This window comes from Actinomadura rupiterrae (assembly GCF_024172125.1).
GTDB lineage: Bacteria > Actinomycetota > Actinomycetes > Streptosporangiales > Streptosporangiaceae > Spirillospora > Spirillospora rupiterrae.
Window position 1 is genome coordinate 258,258 of the sequence record NZ_JAMZEA010000005.1, and the last position, 17,123, is coordinate 275,380.

The 17,123-nt window shown below is 73.1% G+C and carries 11 protein-coding genes; 7 read left to right on the forward strand and 4 right to left on the reverse strand.

Features of this window, described 5'->3' with window-relative positions:
- Positions 1-3 precede the first annotated feature (3 nt).
- Together aroC and FHU30_RS18075 are read right to left on the reverse strand one after the other, a co-directional pair.
- Positions 4-1,182, reverse strand: a complete 1,179-nt coding sequence (gene aroC, locus FHU30_RS18070; protein ID WP_253877170.1) for a chorismate synthase — start codon at positions 1,180-1,182, stop codon at positions 4-6.
- 446 nt (positions 1,183-1,628) lie between these two features.
- On the reverse strand, positions 1,629-3,185 hold the full coding sequence (locus FHU30_RS18075) for a M28 family peptidase (protein ID WP_253877172.1): 1,557 nt from the start codon (positions 3,183-3,185) through the stop codon (positions 1,629-1,631).
- A 112-nt stretch (positions 3,186-3,297) separates the two neighbouring features.
- Between FHU30_RS18075 and FHU30_RS18080 the strand changes: the two genes are divergently transcribed.
- The 6 genes from FHU30_RS18080 to FHU30_RS18105 all read left to right on the forward strand — a co-directional run bounded on the left by FHU30_RS18080 (position 3,298) and on the right by FHU30_RS18105 (position 11,138).
- Positions 3,298-4,458 carry a DUF2332 domain-containing protein gene (locus FHU30_RS18080; protein ID WP_253877174.1) on the forward strand — a complete coding sequence of 387 codons (1,161 nt, stop codon included), beginning with the start codon at positions 3,298-3,300 and terminating at the stop codon, positions 4,456-4,458.
- 67 nt (positions 4,459-4,525) lie between these two features.
- Complete coding sequence (locus tag FHU30_RS18085; protein ID WP_253877176.1) at positions 4,526-6,916, forward strand: serine/threonine-protein kinase; 2,391 nt, start codon at positions 4,526-4,528, stop codon at positions 6,914-6,916.
- A 19-nt stretch (positions 6,917-6,935) separates the two neighbouring features.
- The gene (locus tag FHU30_RS18090) at positions 6,936-8,117 is read left to right on the forward strand and encodes an ROK family transcriptional regulator (RefSeq protein ID WP_253877178.1); all 1,182 of its coding nucleotides are present in this window, start codon (positions 6,936-6,938) and stop codon (positions 8,115-8,117) included.
- The gene (locus FHU30_RS18095; protein ID WP_253877180.1) at positions 8,095-8,499 is read left to right on the forward strand and encodes an alanine racemase; all 405 of its coding nucleotides are present in this window, start codon (positions 8,095-8,097) and stop codon (positions 8,497-8,499) included. Before FHU30_RS18090 ends, FHU30_RS18095 begins: the two co-directional genes overlap by 23 nt.
- Positions 8,496-9,287: an alanine racemase gene (locus tag FHU30_RS18100; protein WP_253878036.1), complete on the forward strand. Its 792-nt coding sequence runs from the start codon at positions 8,496-8,498 to the stop codon at positions 9,285-9,287. The genes FHU30_RS18095 and FHU30_RS18100 overlap by 4 nt, the downstream gene beginning before the upstream one ends.
- Before the next feature lie 435 nt (positions 9,288-9,722).
- The gene (locus tag FHU30_RS18105) at positions 9,723-11,138 is read left to right on the forward strand and encodes an APC family permease (RefSeq protein WP_253877182.1); all 1,416 of its coding nucleotides are present in this window, start codon (positions 9,723-9,725) and stop codon (positions 11,136-11,138) included.
- 445 nt (positions 11,139-11,583) lie between these two features.
- Here FHU30_RS18105 and FHU30_RS18110 read toward each other — a convergent pair whose 3' ends face one another.
- Entirely contained in the window at positions 11,584-13,818 is a 2,235-nt protein-coding gene (locus FHU30_RS18110; RefSeq protein WP_253877184.1) for an ABC transporter ATP-binding protein, read from the reverse strand.
- Positions 13,819-14,857: 1,039 nt separating this feature from the next.
- On the reverse strand, positions 14,858-15,703 hold the full coding sequence (locus FHU30_RS18115; protein ID WP_253877185.1) for an NAD(P)H-binding protein: 846 nt from the start codon (positions 15,701-15,703) through the stop codon (positions 14,858-14,860).
- Positions 15,704-15,788: 85 nt separating this feature from the next.
- On the opposite strand from FHU30_RS18115, the gene FHU30_RS18120 reads away from it, so the two are divergent.
- A complete protein-coding gene (locus FHU30_RS18120; RefSeq protein WP_253877186.1) occupies positions 15,789-16,997 on the forward strand; it encodes a hypothetical protein in 1,209 nt (402 codons plus the stop codon).
- The last annotated feature ends 126 nt before the right edge of the window (positions 16,998-17,123 follow it).

Below are 17,123 nucleotides of genomic sequence, written 5' to 3' on the forward strand. Positions count from 1 at the left end.
CCTCTACTTGATCGTGAGGGAGGACAGGTATCCGGTCAGGTTGCGGGCGGTCTCCGCGACCGAGTCGCCGCCGAACTTCTCCAGCGCGGCGTCCGCGAGGACCAGCGCGACCATCGCCTCGGCCACCACCCCCGCGGCCGGGACGGCGGTGACGTCGGAGCGCTGGTTGATCGCCTTGGCGGGCTCGCCGGTCGCGACGTCGATCGTGTCGAGCCGGCGCGGGACGGTCGAGATCGGCTTCATCGCGGCGCGGACGCGCAGCGGCTCGCCGGTGGTCATGCCGCCCTCGATGCCGCCTGCCCGGTTCGTTCTCCGCCGGACGCCGTCAGGCGTGTTGTCGATCTCGTCGTGCGCGCGGGAGCCGGGCCGCCGGGCGGTCTCGAAGCCGTCGCCGACCGCGACGCCCTTGATCGCCTGGATGCCCATCAGGATGCCGGCGAGACGCGAGTCGAGCCGCCGGTCCCAGTGCACGTGGCTGCCGAGGCCGGGCGGGAGGCCGTAGGCGAGCACCTCGACGACGCCGCCGACCGTGTCACCGGCCTTCTTCAGCTCGTCGATGTGCGCGACCATCTTCGCGGACGCGTCGGCGTCGAAGCACCGGACGGGCGACTCGTCCACGGCGGCGAGGTCGTCCGGGCCGGGCGCGACGCCCTCCGGCGCCTCGATCTCGCCGAGCGAGACGACGTGGCTCACCACGTCCACGCCGAGGGCCTGCTTGAGGAACGCCCTGGCGACCGTGCCGAGCGCGACGCGCGCGGCGGTCTCCCGCGCGCTCGCCCGCTCCAGGACGGGCCGGGCGTCGTCGAAACCGTACTTCTGGATGCCGACGAGGTCGGCGTGGCCGGGACGCGGCTGGGTGAGCGGCGCGTTGCGGGCCTGCGCGGCCAGCACGTCCGGGTCCACCGGGTCGGCCGACATCACGGTCTCCCACTTGGGCCACTCGGTGTTGCCGACCTGGATCGACACCGGCCCGCCGAGCGTCACGCCGTGCCGGACACCGCCGAGGATCGACACCTGGTCCTGCTCGAACTTCATCCGGGCGCCCCGCCCGTGCCCGAGCCGCCGGCGGCGCAGGTCCTCGGCGATGTCCGCCGAGGTCACGCGCACACCGGCCGGAAGGCCCTCCACGATCGCGGTGAGGGCCGGGCCATGGGACTCCCCCGCGGTCAACCAGCGCAGCATGCCCACGATCCTATTGAGTCGCCGGGGCCGCTCGGGCCCGGTGTCCAGCTTCTGAGACCGCCGCGTCCGCCGGGGGAGGCCCCGCACGTCCTGGACATGCAGAACGTGCGGGGCCCCCGGATCACGACACCCGGGCCGTCCGAACCAGGCCGCGCGCCGCCTTCAGGCGCAGCACGTGCGCGACCTTCAGATCAGGACGCGCGCGACCTTCAGGCCAGGACGCCCGCGGACTCCGGGGTCAGGACACGCACGGCCTTCGGATCAGGACGCGCACGGCCTTCAGGCCAGGACGCCCGCGGCCTCTGGGGTCAGGACGCGCGCGGCCTTCGGGGCAGGACGCGCACGGCCTTCAGGCCAGGGACGCGCACGGCCTCCGGGTCGAGACATGCGCGGCCTTCGGTCAGGACGTGCGGACCCGGTCGGGCCGGGCGTTCGGGGGCGGGTTGTCAGTCCTCGTCCGCGGTGAGGTGGACGAGGGGTTTCGGAGCCTTCGCTCGCGCGTGCGCGCGCTGGACGGGGTCGTCGCCGGTGACGTCGGAGATGTCGAGGGCGAAGCGGCCGGTGGCCCAGGCCATGCCCGCGCCGAGCTGGCCGAAGATCGTCCGGTTGACGTTGCGCACGGTGTCGCAGGCCGAGTGGTAGCACCAGTCGAGTGACTGCCCGGCCTTGCCGCCGAACAGCCGCGCCCACTCCTCGGTCTTGATGAGGTTGGACCCGCTGGTCTCGCCGCCCGCCGGGATCCCGGCGGCGATGAACGGGCCGTAGTCGGACCGTCCGTCGAAGTCGCGGCCGACGGTCGGCAGCCCGCGCGAGCCGTGGAAGCCGGTGATCACCTTCTCGATCTGCGCCGAGCCCTCCGGGCCGGGGCCGGCGCCCTCGTGGTCGCTGTCGTCGCCGTCGTAGACCATCCGGGCGTAGTTCGGCGAGCCGATCATGTCGAAGTTCAGGTAGAGGGCGAGGTCGGCCTTCTCCCGGTCGGACAGCTGCGCCACGTAGGCGCCGGAGCCGAGGTCGCCGTGCTCCTCGGCGCCCCACCACGCGAACCGGACCTTGTTCCTGACCTGCTTGAAGTGCCGGGCGAGCTGGAGCGCGGTCTCCAGCTCCATCGCGCTGGACGAGCCGTTGTCGTTGATCCCCGGCCCCTCGGTGACGCTGTCGAGGTGCGCGCCGAGCATGACGACGTTGCCGGCGCGTCCGGTCGGGGTCTCGGCGATCACGTTGAAGGTGTCGACCTTGGTGGCGCGGCCGCGCAGGTCGACGGTGAGGGTGACCGGTCCGCTCCGCGCGTCGGCGGCGAGGGCGTCGGCCTCGCCCCGTCCGATGGACGCGACCGGGATCTTGACGTCCGCCGCGGTGAGGCGGGTGCGCAGGATCATGTCCGGGTTGGGGTTGTTGGTGTTGATCAGCGCGGCGGCGGCGCCCGCGGCGGCGGCCGTCTTCTGCTTGACCGTGTTGCCGCAGCCGCCCGCCGGGATCAGGGCGATCTTCCCGGTGTAGTCGGCGCCGGCGTAGTCGGACGGCTCGCAGCCCGGCGTCGCGTCCCCGGCGAACGGGACGACGGCGAGCGGCGCGGTCAGGCCGCCCTCCGGCGTGTTCGCCGAGAACCGCGCGACCAGCGGGTGCAGCGTCCGGGCGGACGGCGCGACGACGCGGCCCTCCGAGGCGATGAACACGAAGTCGTCGTGGGTGAACGGCTGCCGGGTCGTGCGGTACCCGGCAGCGTGCAGCCTGCTCTCGACGTACTCGGCGGACGCCACGTGGCCGCGCGTTCCGGACGCGCGGATCCCCTTGTTCCGGTCGGCGATCTTCTGGAGTGCCTGGAGGTGCCGCCAGGCGTTGTCCGCGGTGACCTCCCTGACGAGCTTGCGGGCGAGCTTGGTGTTGCTGCTGGTGTCGGTCCTGCCGGCGTCGGCGTGCGCGGCCGTTGCGAGCCCGGCGGCGAGGGCCGCCGCCGCGAGCACCGCGACGGCACGCCTGCGGTGTCGTCCTCCGTGTCGGTCCATGGGCGTCATGCGCCTCCCTGATTCGCCCCTCGCGGAGCCCCCCGATCGCGGATGTGAGTGGACGCGATCGTCCCAATCAAGATCTTTTGGGTCAACGGGCAGAATTCAGGACATGACAGCTGAGATCCGCGCCGCGCTGCTCGCCCAGGCGATGACCTGCGAGCAAGGCGGCTCCCCCATGTACGCGGAGCTCCTGCGCCGCGCCGCGAAGGACGCGGACGGTCCGGTCGCGGACCTGATGACGGACGGCCCGGACGCCGGCCGCGCCCTGCGGCTGCTCGGCGCGGTGCACCGGCTGGTGCTGGAGGGCCGCGCGCCCGAGCTGGCCGCGCACTACCCGACAGCTGGCGGGACGGCGGACCCGCTCGCCGCCTGGCCCGCGTTCCGGGCGCTGCTGGCGGACCGTCCGGACGAGGTGCGCGCCGCGATGACCGGCGCCCCGCAGACCAACGAGGTCGGCCGCGCCGCCCCGCTGACCGGCGGCCTGCTGGCGATCATGGCCGCGATCGGCGAGCGCCCCGTCCGCCTGCTGGAGGTCGGGGCGAGCGCAGGCCTCAACCTCCGCGCCGACCACTACCGCTACGAGTCAGCCGGCGCAGCCCCCAACGACATACCAGCCGCCCTGGGCTCCGGGCACGCGCGCAGTTCAGGCCCCGAGCACGCGTCAGCCAGCGCGGGTTCCGGCGACGTACCGGGCGGTCCGGCTTCCGGTCACGCGTCAGCGGACGTGGGTTTCGGCCCGTCCGATTCGCCGGTGGTGCTGCGCGACTGCTGGCTCGGCTCGCCGCCGCCGCTGACGTCCGGGCTGTCGATCATCGAGCGGACGGGCTGCGACCTCGCCCCGGTGGACCCGGTCGCGGACGGGACCCGGCTGCTGTCGTTCGTCTGGCCCGACCAACACGAGCGGGTCGCCCGGCTGCGCGGCGCGCTGGAGGTCGCCGCGCGGGTCCCGGCGACAGTCGTCCGCGCGGACGCCGCGTCCTTCCTCGAAGGCGTCGAGCCGTGTCCGGACGTGGTCACGGTCGTGTGGCACTCGATCATGTGGCAGTACCTCTCGCCCGCCGAGCAGGCGCGGGTCACCGCCTCCGTGGAACGCGCCGGAGCCCAGGCGACGCCGGACGCGCCCTTCGCGCACCTCCACCTTGAGCAGGCGGTCGACGGCGACTACCACAGCCTTCCGGTGCTGACGCTGCGGCTCTGGCCGCACTTCGGCGGCGAGCGGCGCGTCCTCGCCGACACCCCGCACCACGGCGTCCCGGCCCGCTGGCGCTGAACCCCCGGGCAATGCGGACATGCCGTTTCGGTAGTGCGGACGACCGGAAGTGCCCCATGATCGGAAGGTGACCGAACGCGGGGACATTTTGGCGGACCGATACCGACTGGACGCGCCACCCGACGGCCCCAGAGCGGACGGCTCCTGGCGCGCGACGGACCTGCGCCTGAGCCGTCCGGTCGCGGTCCGCCTCCTCCCCGCACCGGACGATCCGGACGGCTCGCTCATGGCCGCCTTCGCGCGCGACGTGAAGGTCTGCTCCCGCATGCACCACCCGAACATCGCGCAGACCCGCGACTGCGGGACGCACGGCGACGACCTCTACGTGGTCATGGAACGGCCGTCCGGACGCTCCCTCGCGAAGCTGATCGAGGAGCACCCGGACGGCCTGCCCGTCGAGCGGGCCACGGCGATCGGCGTACAGGTCGCGGACGCCCTGAACGCCGCGCACTGGATGAAGGTCGTCCACGGCAGCCTCACCCCGGCCGACGTGACCCTGCTGGACGGGTCCCCGCAGGACGCGGTGAAGGTCACGGGTTTCGGCCTCGCAGGCATCACCGCCGCCCACGCGCGGCAAGCGGGCGGCGCGCTCGACGCCGATGACGAAGCGACCCGAAAAACGATCGCCCACCTGGCCCCCGAGCGCCTGTCCTCGGGCGGCCGCTTGGACGCCCAGACGGACCTGTATGCGCTCGGCGGCCTCGTATATGCGCTACTCACCGGCTCGCCGCCGTTCTCGTGGTCGTCGGCGTCCGCAATGCGGCGGGCCGTGCTCAGGTCTCCCCCGCCCCTCGCGCGATCGAAGCGTCCGGACGTCCCGCAGGAACTATCCGACCTGATCCGCGCGCTGCTGAGCAAGCCACAGACCAAACGCCCCGGCCCAGCCTCTGCCGTCGCCACCGACCTCAGAGAGTTCGCCTTCGAAGCATCCGGCCCCTCCAACACAACCAGCGAAACCACCCCGTCCAACGCAACCAGCCCGACCACCAGAAGCGCCGGGAGCGCCCCTGGCCGCAAGAGCAGCACAACCGCCCCTGGCAGCCCCAACAGCACAACCGCTGCAAGCGGCCCGACCGCCCCCGGCAGCCCTGGCCGCGCGAGCAGCGCGAACAGCTCCGCCGGTCCTCGCAGCGCGACCGGTGCGACCCGCGCGGGCGGTGCGACCCGCGCGGGCGGCGCGAACGTCGCGAGCGGTGCGAGCGGTGCGAGCGGTGCGAGCGGTGCGGACGGCGCGAACGGCGCGGACGGCGCGGACGGCGCGGACGGCGCGGACGGCGCGAACGATGCGAGCGGCCCCGGCGGGACGAACGGCCCTGGCGGCGCGAGCGGCAGGAGCAGCCTCGTTGGTGAGAGCGGCGCGAGCGGCGGAAGCAGCCCCGGCGGGGCGGGCGGCCTTGGCAGCGCGGGCAGCGCGAACGGTCCCGGCGGCCCTGGCCACGCGGGCAGCGCGAACAGCGCGGGCAGCGCGAACAGCGCGGGCAGCGCGGGCAGCGCGAGCGGCTCCGCCGGTGCTGGCGACGCGGCCGGTGCGACTGGTGCAGGCGGGCCTGGTGGCGCGGGCGGCCCCGGCGGGGCGGGCAGCGCGAGCGGCGGGACCAGCCTCGGTGGCGCGGGCGGCGGGCGCGGCCCTGGCGGGGCGGGCGGTGGGAGTGGCCGTGGCGGGGTGAGGGGTGCGACGGGGGTGACCGGTGGGCGCTTTGGGGCTGTTGGTGGGGGTGTTCGGCGGGGGCGGTCGACCTTGGTGCGTGATGAGGTGTCTGTGGCGTCGGTTGCTGCGGCCGGTCCGCGGCGGAGGCGGATCCTGCCGGCATGGTGGCGGCGCAAGAAGGCACCCTCAAGGCCCGTGCTCGTGCTCCTCTTGGTCGTCGCCGTGGTCGTGGGCGTCCTGGAGGCCGATCCGGGTGGGTTCATCGACAAGGGGCAGTTCGCGCACGCGCTTCCCTGCGGAGCGTTGCAGCCGCCGTCGCTCCATGAGAACCCCACCACGCCGAGCAACCAGGCCGGGCCCGACTGCGCGTGGAACGTCACGAGCGCCGGGCCGCTCGGGCTCGGCGAGCTGACCGTGAGCCAGCACCGCTACCGCCACGTGCTGATGTTCGGCGCGTCGGCCCGTGCGCGCGGAGGCTTCGGCGACGCGTACGGGGTCCTGTCGGGAATGCCCGGGTTCGCGGGTATCCGCGAGGAGGCCAACTGGCCGGCGCCGTCCGCGTCGTTCCGCGTCTCCAACCTGATCATCACCGTCTCCTGGTCCTCGGCTGCTCCCCGAGACCGAGGCGCCCGGATCCGGTCCCAACGGCTTCGGAACCGCCCCGTCCGCGGACGAGCGGAAGGCCGTCCTCGGCTACACGCGAGAGCTCCGGAACTACCTGCAAGGCTCCTGACCTCGACGTTCGTCCGACTCGTCCTTGACGTGCGCGTGGCCCGCCGGGTATACCTGCGCTTATTAGTTTCACCCTGAAACCAAAAGGGGGACGCGGGTGGAGAGCAGCGACGCGCGCCGGGCGAACCGGGCGGCGGTGCTGGGCACCCTGCTGGCGGGCGGCGCGGCCAGCCGGATCGCGGTCGCGCAGGCGACCGGGCTGAGCAAGGCTACGGTCACCCGCGTGGTGGACGAGCTGGTGCGGGACGGCCTGGTCCGCGAGGCCGGGCCGCTGGCGGGCGGTGAGCGCGGGCGCGGGCCCGGGCGGCAGGCGCTCGCGCTGCGGCTGGCGGGCGAGGACCGCGCGGTCTGCGGTGTCGATCTCGGCGGCACCACCACCCGGTTCCTGGTCACCGACGCCGCCGGACGCGTCCGGGCGTGGCACCGCGAGCCGACGCCGCACGAGACCACCACGTCCGAGCTGGCGGGATGGCTGGCGTCACGGGTCCGCGAGCTGGCCGGGGACGATCTGGTCGCGACGTCCGTCGGGCTGCCCGGAGCCGTCCACCCGGCCACGGGCGCGGTCCGGACGGCGCCGAACCTGCCGCAGCTCGAAGGCACCGCGTTCCGGCACGCGCTGGCCGCGGACCTGCCCGGCACCACGCTGCTCGGCAACGACGTGAACGCGGCGCTGGTCGGCGAGATGACCGCGGGCGCGGCGCGGGGACGCGGCTCGGTCGTGATGATCGCGGCGGGCACCGGCCTCGGCGCGGCGGTCGCGCTGGACGGCCGCCCGCTCACCGGACGCACCGGGTCGGTCGGCGAGTTCGGGGTGCTGCGGCACGGGCCGGGCACGCTGGAGGACGCGATCTCCGGCGGCGGCATGGTCCGGCGCGCCCGCGCCCTCGGCCACCCCGTCCCGGACGCCGCGCGGATCTTCGCCGAGGGCGCGCCCCGGGCCGTCCTGGACGAGGCGCGCGAGGCCCTCGCCACCCTGCTCACGGCGGTCACCGTCGCGTACGAGCCCGAGGTCGTGGTGCTGTCCGGCGGTGTCGCGCCGTCCTTCGCGCCCTGGCTGGACGGCCTGCGCGAGCGGCTCGCCGACGTCACCGAACCGCCGCCCGAGCTGCGGCCGTCCGCGCTCGGCGAGCCGGGCGGCGCGGTCGGCGCGTGGGTGACCGCCCTGCACGCGCTGTACCGCGACCTGGACGTCGACCAGCCGGACCTCGGCGGTGTCGCCGCGTCCGTCCTCGACCACCTCGATCGGGAGGGAAGCCATGTTCCTGCGCCGTCTGCGTGACACCAACCCGGCCCTCGCCGCCACCGCCGTGCGGCTGCACCGGCAGGGACGCGTGCGCGCCAACACCTACCTCATCGATCTGGACGCGCTTCGCGCGAATACCGCCGCGGAAGTCGCGGCCGCTCGATCAGCGGGCCTGAACCTTTACGCCATGTCGAAGCAGTTCGGTCGTAACCCGGACGCGCTGCGCGCGATCGCCGAGGCGGGCATCGGCAGTGCCGTCTGCGTCGATCTCCAGGACATGGAGGCGGTCCGGCGGGCGGGTGTCCGTGTCGGGCATGTCGGTCATCTCGTCCAGCCGCACCGGGGCACCGAGGACGCGGTGATCGCCGCCGAACCCGAGGTCTCACCGTCTTCGACCTCGCCGTCGCCGAACGGCTGAGCGCCGCCGCCGAGCGCGCCGGACGCGTCCAGCCGGTGCTCCTGCGCGTCCGCGGCCCGGAGGACACCTACTATTTCGGACACGCCGGAGGCTTCCCGCTCGCTTCCATCGAGGACGCGGCCAAGCAGGTCGACGCGCTCGACGGGCTGCGCGTCACGGGCGTCACGAACTTCCCGTGCATGCTCGCCGACGCGTCCGCGCGGACGGTCGTCCCGACCCGGAACTTCGCGACCGCGCTCGAAGCGGCCGCCCGCCTGCGCGCCGCCGGGTTCGAGATCACGCAGGTCAACGCGCCGGGCACCACGTCCGCCGGGACGTTCGCCGAGCAGGCGCGGCTCGGCGCGACGCACGTCGAACCCGGCAACGGCCTGCACGGCACGACGCCGCTGCACCTGTTCGACCCGTCCCAGCCCGAGGTCCCGGCGATCGTCTATGTTTCCGAGGTCTCGCATCTGGACGGCGACGACGCCTACGTGTTCGCCGCCGGCTACTACGTCGACAAGGTGCTCGGCGACTACCAGCTGAGAGCGCTCGTCGGATCGTCCGAAGACTCCTTGCAGGTCTTGGACGTCGAGACGGCCGATCCAGGCGCGATCCACTACTACTGCCGCATCCCCGACGCGCGCGCACGAGGCGTCCGGACGGGCGACACGGTCGTCTTCTGCTTCCGTCCGCAGGTCTTCGTCACGCGGGGGCGGACGCAGGCCGTGGCGGGCATCCGCGAGGGCGCCCTCAACCTCCACCCCGTCCACGACGCCGAAGGCCACCCAACGAACGGCGTCGCCTAACCAAACCCACCCAGCCACACCCGTCCAACGTCATCATCCACCCGGCCGTATTCACTCAACCACGTTCACTCACCCACGTTCGCCCGACCACATTCGCCCGACCACATTCGCCCGACTACGTTCGCTCGCCCACCTCCGCCCGACCACGCCCATTCGCTCACATTCGCTCAGCCACGCTCACTAGCCCACATTCGCTCAGCCACGCTCACTCGACCACGTTCGCTCGGCCGCGTTCACTCAGTCACCTTCGCTCAGCAACGTTCGTTCGACCACATCACCCAGACCCACAATGCCGCCGCATCGCCCAGCGGCGCCGCCTGACTTCGCCGCACAGCCGCTTTCTAGCGGCACCCGGCTCCGGGCCCCTGGCCCCGGGCCCGGCGGCAACCCGAAGTCCACGTTTCCGGCGGTCCGTTCCAGCCCCTGGAGGGAAGAATGTCCCAGCAATCACCCGGTCTGCGCCGGGGCGCGCTCGGCGCGGTCGGCGCGGCGGTCATCTCGATGGCCTTCATGGGCCCGGCGACCAGCGTCTTCTTCAACACGCCGCTGGCCGCGTCGGCGGCCGGGTACGCGCTGCCGCTGGCGATCCTGCTGGCGATGGTCGTGTGCCTGCTGGTCGCCTCCGTGATCGCCTCGTTCGCGCGCAAGCTGCCGACGGCGGGCTTCGCCTACACCTTCAACTCGCACGGGTTCGGCAGGCGCGGCGGGTTCGCGTCCGGATGGCTGCTGCTGCTCGCGTACGGGATGGTCGCGCCGATGCTGCTGTCCGCGATCGGCTCGTACACGCACGACTTCCTCCGCGCGGAACTGAGCTGGAACGTTCCATGGTGGCTGCTCACCCTGCTCTACGGCGCCGCGGTGTGGGGCATCAGCGCTCTCGGGGTGTCCCAGTCGGCGAAGACCGCGCTGGTCTTCCTGGTGCTGGAGCTGGGTGTGCTGCTCGCGCTGTTCGGCATGATCCTCGGCAAGGGCGGCGCGGACGGAGTCAGCCTCGCGCCGTTCAGCCCGTCCTCCTCGCCGGACGGCCTGGGCGGCCTCGGCAAGGGGATGCTCTGGGGCATCCTGATGTTCATCGGCTTCGAGTCGGCCGGCACGCTCGGCGAGGAGGCGCGGTCCGCGCGGCGCGCCATCCCGATCGCGCTGTTCACCGCCGTCCTCGCGATCGGCGCGTTCTACGTCCTCTCCGGGTTCGCCGCCGCGACCGGCTTCGGCGACCACGCCGCGCTGCGCAACGACGCCGAGCCCTGGACGACCCTGATGCACCGCTACTGGGGCCTCGGCTGGCTGCTCGCGCTGACCGTCCTGAACAGCCAGTTCGCCAACCTGATCTCCGGCGTCACCGCGCAGGTCCGGGTGGTCTTCGCGATGGGCCGCGAGGGGCTGCTGCCGCGCGTCCTCGGCACCGTCGGCCACGGCCAGGTCCCGCAGGCCGCGCTGGCCTGCTACATGATCCTCTCGCTCGCCGCCACCCTGGTCGGCGGCCTGTGGATCGGCCCGCTCGGCATGTACGGCTTCGCGGGCCAGATCGTCGGCGTCGCGATGGTCCTGGTCTACATCTCGATCAGCATCGCTTTGGTCCGCTACTACCGCCGCGAGCACCGCGCCGAGTTCTCCGCGCTGCGCCACGGCGTCATCCCGGTTCTGGCCGCGCTGCTGCTCCTCCTCCCGATGTACGGGCAGCTCGTCCCGCTCCCGACCGGGCCGAACCGCGTCGCGCTCGTCCTCATCGTGGTCTGGATGGCCGCGGGCCTCGCCTACCTCGCCTGGATCGTCCGCAACCGCCCCACCCTCCTGGACGCCATGGGCCGCGTCTGGACCGACGACGAAACCCCCGCCACCGCAGCGCACTAGCCCGCCCCCAGCATCACCCCGCTCCAGCACCCCCGTCCCTGCCTCCCGCCCGCGATCGAGCCGGGCCCCGCGCTCGGGCCGAGGCCCGCCACTTGGGACGGGTTCCGCCCCTTGGGCCGAGGCCCCGCGATCGGGCCGAGGCCCGGCGCTTGGGACGGGGGCCGGCACTTGGGACGGGGTCCACCGCTTGAGCCGAGGCCCCGCGATTGAGCCGAGGCCCGGCGCTTGCGACGGGACCCGCCGCTTGGGACGAGGTCCGCCGCTTAAGCGCGGTCCCGCGCTTGGGCCGGGGTCCGGCGCTTCGGATGGGGTCCGGCGCTTCGGATGGGGTCCGGTGCTTGGGCGGGACGGGGTCCGGTGCTTGGGCGGGACGGGGTCCGGTGCTTGGGCGGGACGGGGTCCGGTGCTTGGGCGGGACGGGGTCCGGTGCTTGGGTGGGTGGGGGTCAGTCGGCGGCTAGGTCGGGTTCGGCGGTGGGGGTGTTGAGGAACGTGCCGTCGATGTCGTAGGCGGAGGCCTGGAGGGTGTAGAGGTCGGCGTAGAGGCCGTTGCGGGCCATGAGGTCGGCGTGCGCGCCGTGCTCGGTGACGCGGCCGTTCTCCAGGACGTAGATCCGGTCGGCGTGCCGGACGCTGGCGAGACGGTGCGTGATCAGCAGGACGGTGCGCCCCTGGCCGGCCGCGTGCGCCCGGATCTGCTCGAACAGCCGGTGCTCGGCGCGGGCGTCCAGGGCGGCGGTCGGCTCGTCGCAGATCAGCAGCGGCGCGTCCCGGTAGAAGCCGCGCGCCGCGGCGAGCCGCTGCCACTGGCCGCCGGACAGCTCCTGGCCCTGGTCGAAGCGCTTGTCGAGCAGCGTGTCGTAGCCGAACGGGAGGGCCTCGATCACCTCGTCCGCGCCCGAGTCGGACGCGGCGTCCTGCACGGCCCGGCGCGCGGCGGGGACGTTGATGTCGTCGCCCATCGCGATGTTGTCGGCGGCGGTCATGGGCCAGTGCGTGTGGTCCTGGGCGACGACCGCGATGTCGCGGCGCAGGACGTCCGGGTCGAGGCGGGTGACGACGACGTCGTCCCAGCGGACCCGGCCGTCCTCCGGCGTGTACAGCCCGGCGAGGATCTTCGCGAGCGTCGTCTTGCCCGACCCGTTCTCCCCCACCAGCGCGACGACCTCGCCGCGCCGCAGGTGGACCGACACGTCCCGCAGCGCCGGCTCGTCCGCGCCGGGGTAGGTGAAGGTGATGTTCTCCACGCTGATCAGGCGGAAATCGCGCAGCGAAACACCGTTCTCTGCTCGTTCGAGCACTTCGTGTTCGCGGGTGATCGAACGCTCAGCCATCTCGACGTAGCCGAGGTAGTCCGCGAAGTACAGGCCGTCCTCGTACGTCCGGTTCAGCGCGTGGACGAGGTTCAGGAGCGACTGCTGCCCGGTCCTGATTGCCAGGACCGCCGTCCCCGCGACGGCCAGCGGCATCATCCCCTGCCAGAGCAGCACCCCGAGCACCGTGTAGAGGACGGCCGTCGCGACCCCGCGCAGCACGTCCCCGTACACCTGCGTGAGCGTCCGCCGCCGCGCCACCGCCACCAGGACGCGCCGGACGTGGTCGGCGAGCGCCCCGTACTGGCGCAGCAGGTGCGGCCGGACCGTGAACGACCGCACCTCGGCGGCGTGGTCCCGCCCGGTCATCAGGTCCGTCATGATCCAGCTCCGGCGGCGCACCTCGACCAGCGACAGTTGCGCCAGGTACCCGAGCCGCGCCGACCGGACCGCCGCCCACGCCTCGGGCAGCGCGGTCAGCACGAGCAGCGGCAGCAGCACCGGATGCAGGACGCCGAGCGCCCCCGCCGCCGCCGCGACCCCGACGACCGCCGTCCCTAGGTCCACGGCGTTGTCCACCATGGACGAGGCCGAGTCGAGCCCCCGCAACCGCGCCCGGTGCAGCGCGTCCTGATGGTCGGCGTCGTCGAACCACGCCAGCTCGATCGCCGTCGTCGCCTCGTAGAGTCGCTGCTCCACGATCCGCTCCACCTGCGGCCGCAACCGCGCCTGCGACCACTGCGCGAGCAGCGAGCACGACGCGCGGACGGTGATCGCCGCCCCGACCACCGCGAGCGCCGGCGCCGCCGCCCGCACCCGGTCCGGCGTCGGCCCCGCCGCGAACAGCGCGGTCAGCACCCGCGTCGTCGCGAGCAGCCCGAACGCCGTGAACACCCCGGCCACCGCGTTGAACACCACAGTGACGACCAGGTCCCGCCGGCTCGCCTGCCACCCCAGCCGCCCGACCTGCCCGATCAGGCGAGGCAACCGGCGCGTCATGGTCACCATGTCCGTCCGCGCCATCTCCTCGGCCCGCCCGTACCACCCATGCGGCTCGGACAACTTGGGCCCCAACAACGGCCCCCCAACCGCCTCGCCCTCCTCCTCTCCCCGCCCCGCCTCGGCCCCGTCTTCCGGCCCCGCCCCCTCCACCCCGTCCCGGCCCGGCCCGGCCAGCCCCTCCTGGACGGGCCGGTCCAGCCCGTCCCGGCCGGGCTCGCCCAGATCGCCCGGATCACCCACGCCCGCGTCTCGACCGCCCCGGCCCGCCTCCTCCACTCCGTCCCGGCCCGCCTCGTCCAGCCCGTCCCGGCTGGACCCGCCCAGACCGTCCCGGCCCTGCTCGCCTAGCCCGTCCGGATCGCCCACGTCCGCTTCTCGACCACCCCGGACACGCTGCTCACCGCCCAGATCTCCGGCGGGTTCCGGCACCCCTTCGGCCGATGGGCTCTCCCCGGCCTCGCTCGTCGCCCCGGAAGCCTGGGCATCGGTCGTCCGTCGTGTTCGTCGGGTCCCCCGTCTGATCAGCCTCATCCGGCGCTCCCACCGCCCTTCACCCTCGCGAAGCCGCGCACGAGCGCGACTTTTCCGGCAGCGAGTAGGTACCCGAACAGTCCCCCGAGCCCACGCCACCCCCACCGAAGTACCGCGAATGTGACCTCCCACCCCGCAACCGCGACAGCCGCCCCCACCGCACTCAACACAACACCCCGCCGAAGCCCACACCCCGGTCCCCGCGACGCCCGCGCTGCCGCCTAGATCCACGCCCACGGAACGCCCCGCCCGAGCCCACACGGCAACTCACCGGCCTCTTGCACCGCGCTCGACGCGACAGCCCGCGGCCCTCCGCACCACGCTCACGCAAGGACCCATCGCCCTCTCGCACAGCGCCACGCGACAAGCCATCACCCTCGCGCATAGCCCCCACGCATCATCCCGCCGCCACCGCGCAACGCGCCCACGCGATGTCCCGCCGACCTCGCCTGGCGTTCCCGCGACAAACCCGCCGCCACCTTGCCCCGCGTCCACGCAACGCCCCACCCGCACCTTCCGCCGCGTCCGCGCAACGCCCGCCCGTACCTTCCGCCGTGCCCCAAGCGACCACTCAACGGCCTCTTCCAGCGCGCTCGACGCGACAACCCGCGGCCCTTCGCACCGCGCCCACGCAACGCCCCGCCGACGCCTTGCGCTGGGCCCACGGGCAAGGGATCTACCTCTCGGTCCGCGCTTGACGCGACGGCGACCGACCTCTCGAAACGCGCTCGGAAGGACGGCTCGATGGCGGTCCGCGCTGCGGTCGATCGGGGGCGGTCCGGCTAGTGGACGGAGGCGCGGCACGTGGGCAGCTTGATCGGGGAACTTGCCGCGGCGGCTCATGGGGGCAGACGGGGCGTTGCGTTGTGATGTTCTAGCTGGCGAAGGCGTTGCGGTTCGCTCTTGCCCAGTCGGCGAAGGTGTGGGGCGGACGGCCGAGGACGCGTTCGACGTCGTCGGTCACGGTCTCGTTTCCGCCGGACGCGACGAGGCGCGAACCCTCGACGGCGGTCGTGACGAACGCGGGGTCGAGCCCGGCCCTGGTGAGGCGCTCCCGATAGTCCTCCAGCGCCAGCGGGACGGTCTCGACGCGGCGTCCGATGATCTCGCCGAGCACGTCCGCCATCTCCAGGACGCTGATCGCCTCTGAACCAGTGAGCGTGTAGGTCCGTCCATCGTGATCGGACGAGACGAAGGCGTGTGCGGCGACCTCGGCGATGTCGGCCGGGTCGATGACGCCCTGCCGCCCGTCCGCCATGGAATTGGGCACTGGCTGACCGGTCCGGATCGCGTCCGCCCAGTGCAACGTGTTGGACGCGAAGCTGGACGGTCGCAGGATCGTCCAGGCGTGTTCGCTTTCCTTCAGCGCCTGCTCCCCTGGACGGTGCCAGTCGCGATCCTCTGGGTGATCGCCGGTGCCGATCGCGGAAAGTTTCACGATCTTGCCCGCGCCCGCGGCCCGCGCCGCCGCCAGGATCACCTCGTCATGCCTGACGATCCAGGGCCCGGGGGCGCTGAGCATGAAGACCGCGTCAGCCCCCTTCGCGGCGTCTTCCAAAGAGGCGGGATCGTCGAAATCGGCTCGGACGACCTCCACACCGTCCGGAAAGGACGCCTTCGCCGGCTCGCGCGTCACCGCACGAACCCGCTCCCCGCGCGCCGCCAACACCCTGACCAGCTCGCGACCGACGGTTCCGGTCGCACCCGTAACAAGAATCATGGCTCCAGCCTCCCGGCCGGGCGACCGTCCCCTCTTGGAAAATCCGGCACGTTCGACCCCGGGACCTGGGCGGTAGCGTGAGGACGTGTTGATCGAATCGGTGCGGGATCTGAGCGAGTCCGCGTCGGCCGGACTCGCGCACCTGCCGGACGCCTCCACCTCCCTGGTGTTCCGGCGGACCGCGACGGGACCGGCCGACCTGCTCGTCGCCGGTCCGCGCACCCGCGCCGCCTACTTCACAGGCAAGGACCTGCTGCTCTGCATCCGAGCCCGGCTGCGTCGGGGGACGGCCCGTGCCGCACTCGGCGTGCCGATCACCGGCCTGGTCGACAGGGTCGTCCCGCTTTCCGACCTCTGGGGCCTGGAGGGCTCGCGTCTAGAACGCCGTCTCCGCAGCCTCGACGGCGACCCGACGCTGATCGCCGAGCACCTGGAGGCCGCTCTGGACGCCAGGTCCCGGCACGCGGACGGCCCACGTCCCGAAGACGACCTCGTCCACGCGGCGGCGAACGAACTGGCTTCCGCGCACCCGTCGCGCCTGCCCGACCTGGCGCACCGCCTCGCTGTCAGCGAGCGCCGCCTCCGCAGCCTGTTCACCGAGAACGCCGGCCTCCCACCCAAGGCGTTCACCCGCATCACCCGCCTCCGCGCCGCGCTGAATTCCGGCAACCTCCGATCCCTCGAAGTCCCGGATCCCTTCGCTCAGTTCCCCCAGGCCAGCACCCCCTTCGCCCGCGAAGGCGCCTCGCCCACACCACACTCCGCAACAGAAGCCCTCTCCACCCCGTCCGATCAACCGGACGGCCCCTCCGCCCTTTCCGATCGGCTGGACGTCCTCTACTCGCCGTCCGACCGGCGGGACGCTGCCTTCGCGCGTGCCGCCGGGGGAGCTGGAAGCACCGTTCATCAAGCGTCCGCAGCCAACAGTCCCCAGCGGACCGCACAGCGCACCGGCGTGCCCGCGCAACTTGCGCAACCCATCGCCTCGCCCGCGCACCTTGCGTACGCCACCACTTCGTCCAGGCAGATTGCGCACGCCACCGCTACGCCCTCGCTGTTTGCGCAGGACGCCGCCTCACCCGCGCAGTTCGGGCAAATCGGAGACCGCTCCGCACGCTCCGGGCACGACGCCGACACTCCGACGCGGCTCGCCGAACTCGCGGCGGCCACCGGCTACTACGACCAGTCCCACATGACCGCCGAGTTCCGAAGCATGCTCGGCGTGCCCCCGGCGGCCTTCTTCGCAGGTCGCCTCCCGACCCCGTCCGCCTGCTCAGGCGCGCCTGCTGAATGAGCTCACGCTTGTCGAAACGCGTGGTGACAATGCGGCGACCCGGCCACCGAGTCGCGCCCTGCCACTGCGCCTTCAACGCGGAATTCCGGTGAGTTGAGAAGAGCGGGGCCAAAATTCACGCGCCAG

Excerpts from the sequence above, each read along its gene's own strand:
- aroC (WP_253877170.1), bottom strand. The coding sequence starts at position 1,182 with ATGCTGCGCTGGTTGACCGCGGGGGAGTCCCATGGCCCGGCCCTCACC.
- FHU30_RS18075 (WP_253877172.1), bottom strand. The coding sequence starts at position 3,185 with ATGGACCGACACGGAGGACGACACCGCAGGCGTGCCGTCGCGGTGCTC.
- FHU30_RS18080 (WP_253877174.1), top strand. The coding sequence starts at position 3,298 with ATGACAGCTGAGATCCGCGCCGCGCTGCTCGCCCAGGCGATGACCTGC.
- FHU30_RS18095 (WP_253877180.1), top strand. The coding sequence starts at position 8,095 with ATGTTCCTGCGCCGTCTGCGTGACACCAACCCGGCCCTCGCCGCCACC.
- FHU30_RS18105 (WP_253877182.1), top strand. The coding sequence starts at position 9,723 with ATGTCCCAGCAATCACCCGGTCTGCGCCGGGGCGCGCTCGGCGCGGTC.
- FHU30_RS18115 (WP_253877185.1), bottom strand. The coding sequence starts at position 15,703 with ATGATTCTTGTTACGGGTGCGACCGGAACCGTCGGTCGCGAGCTGGTC.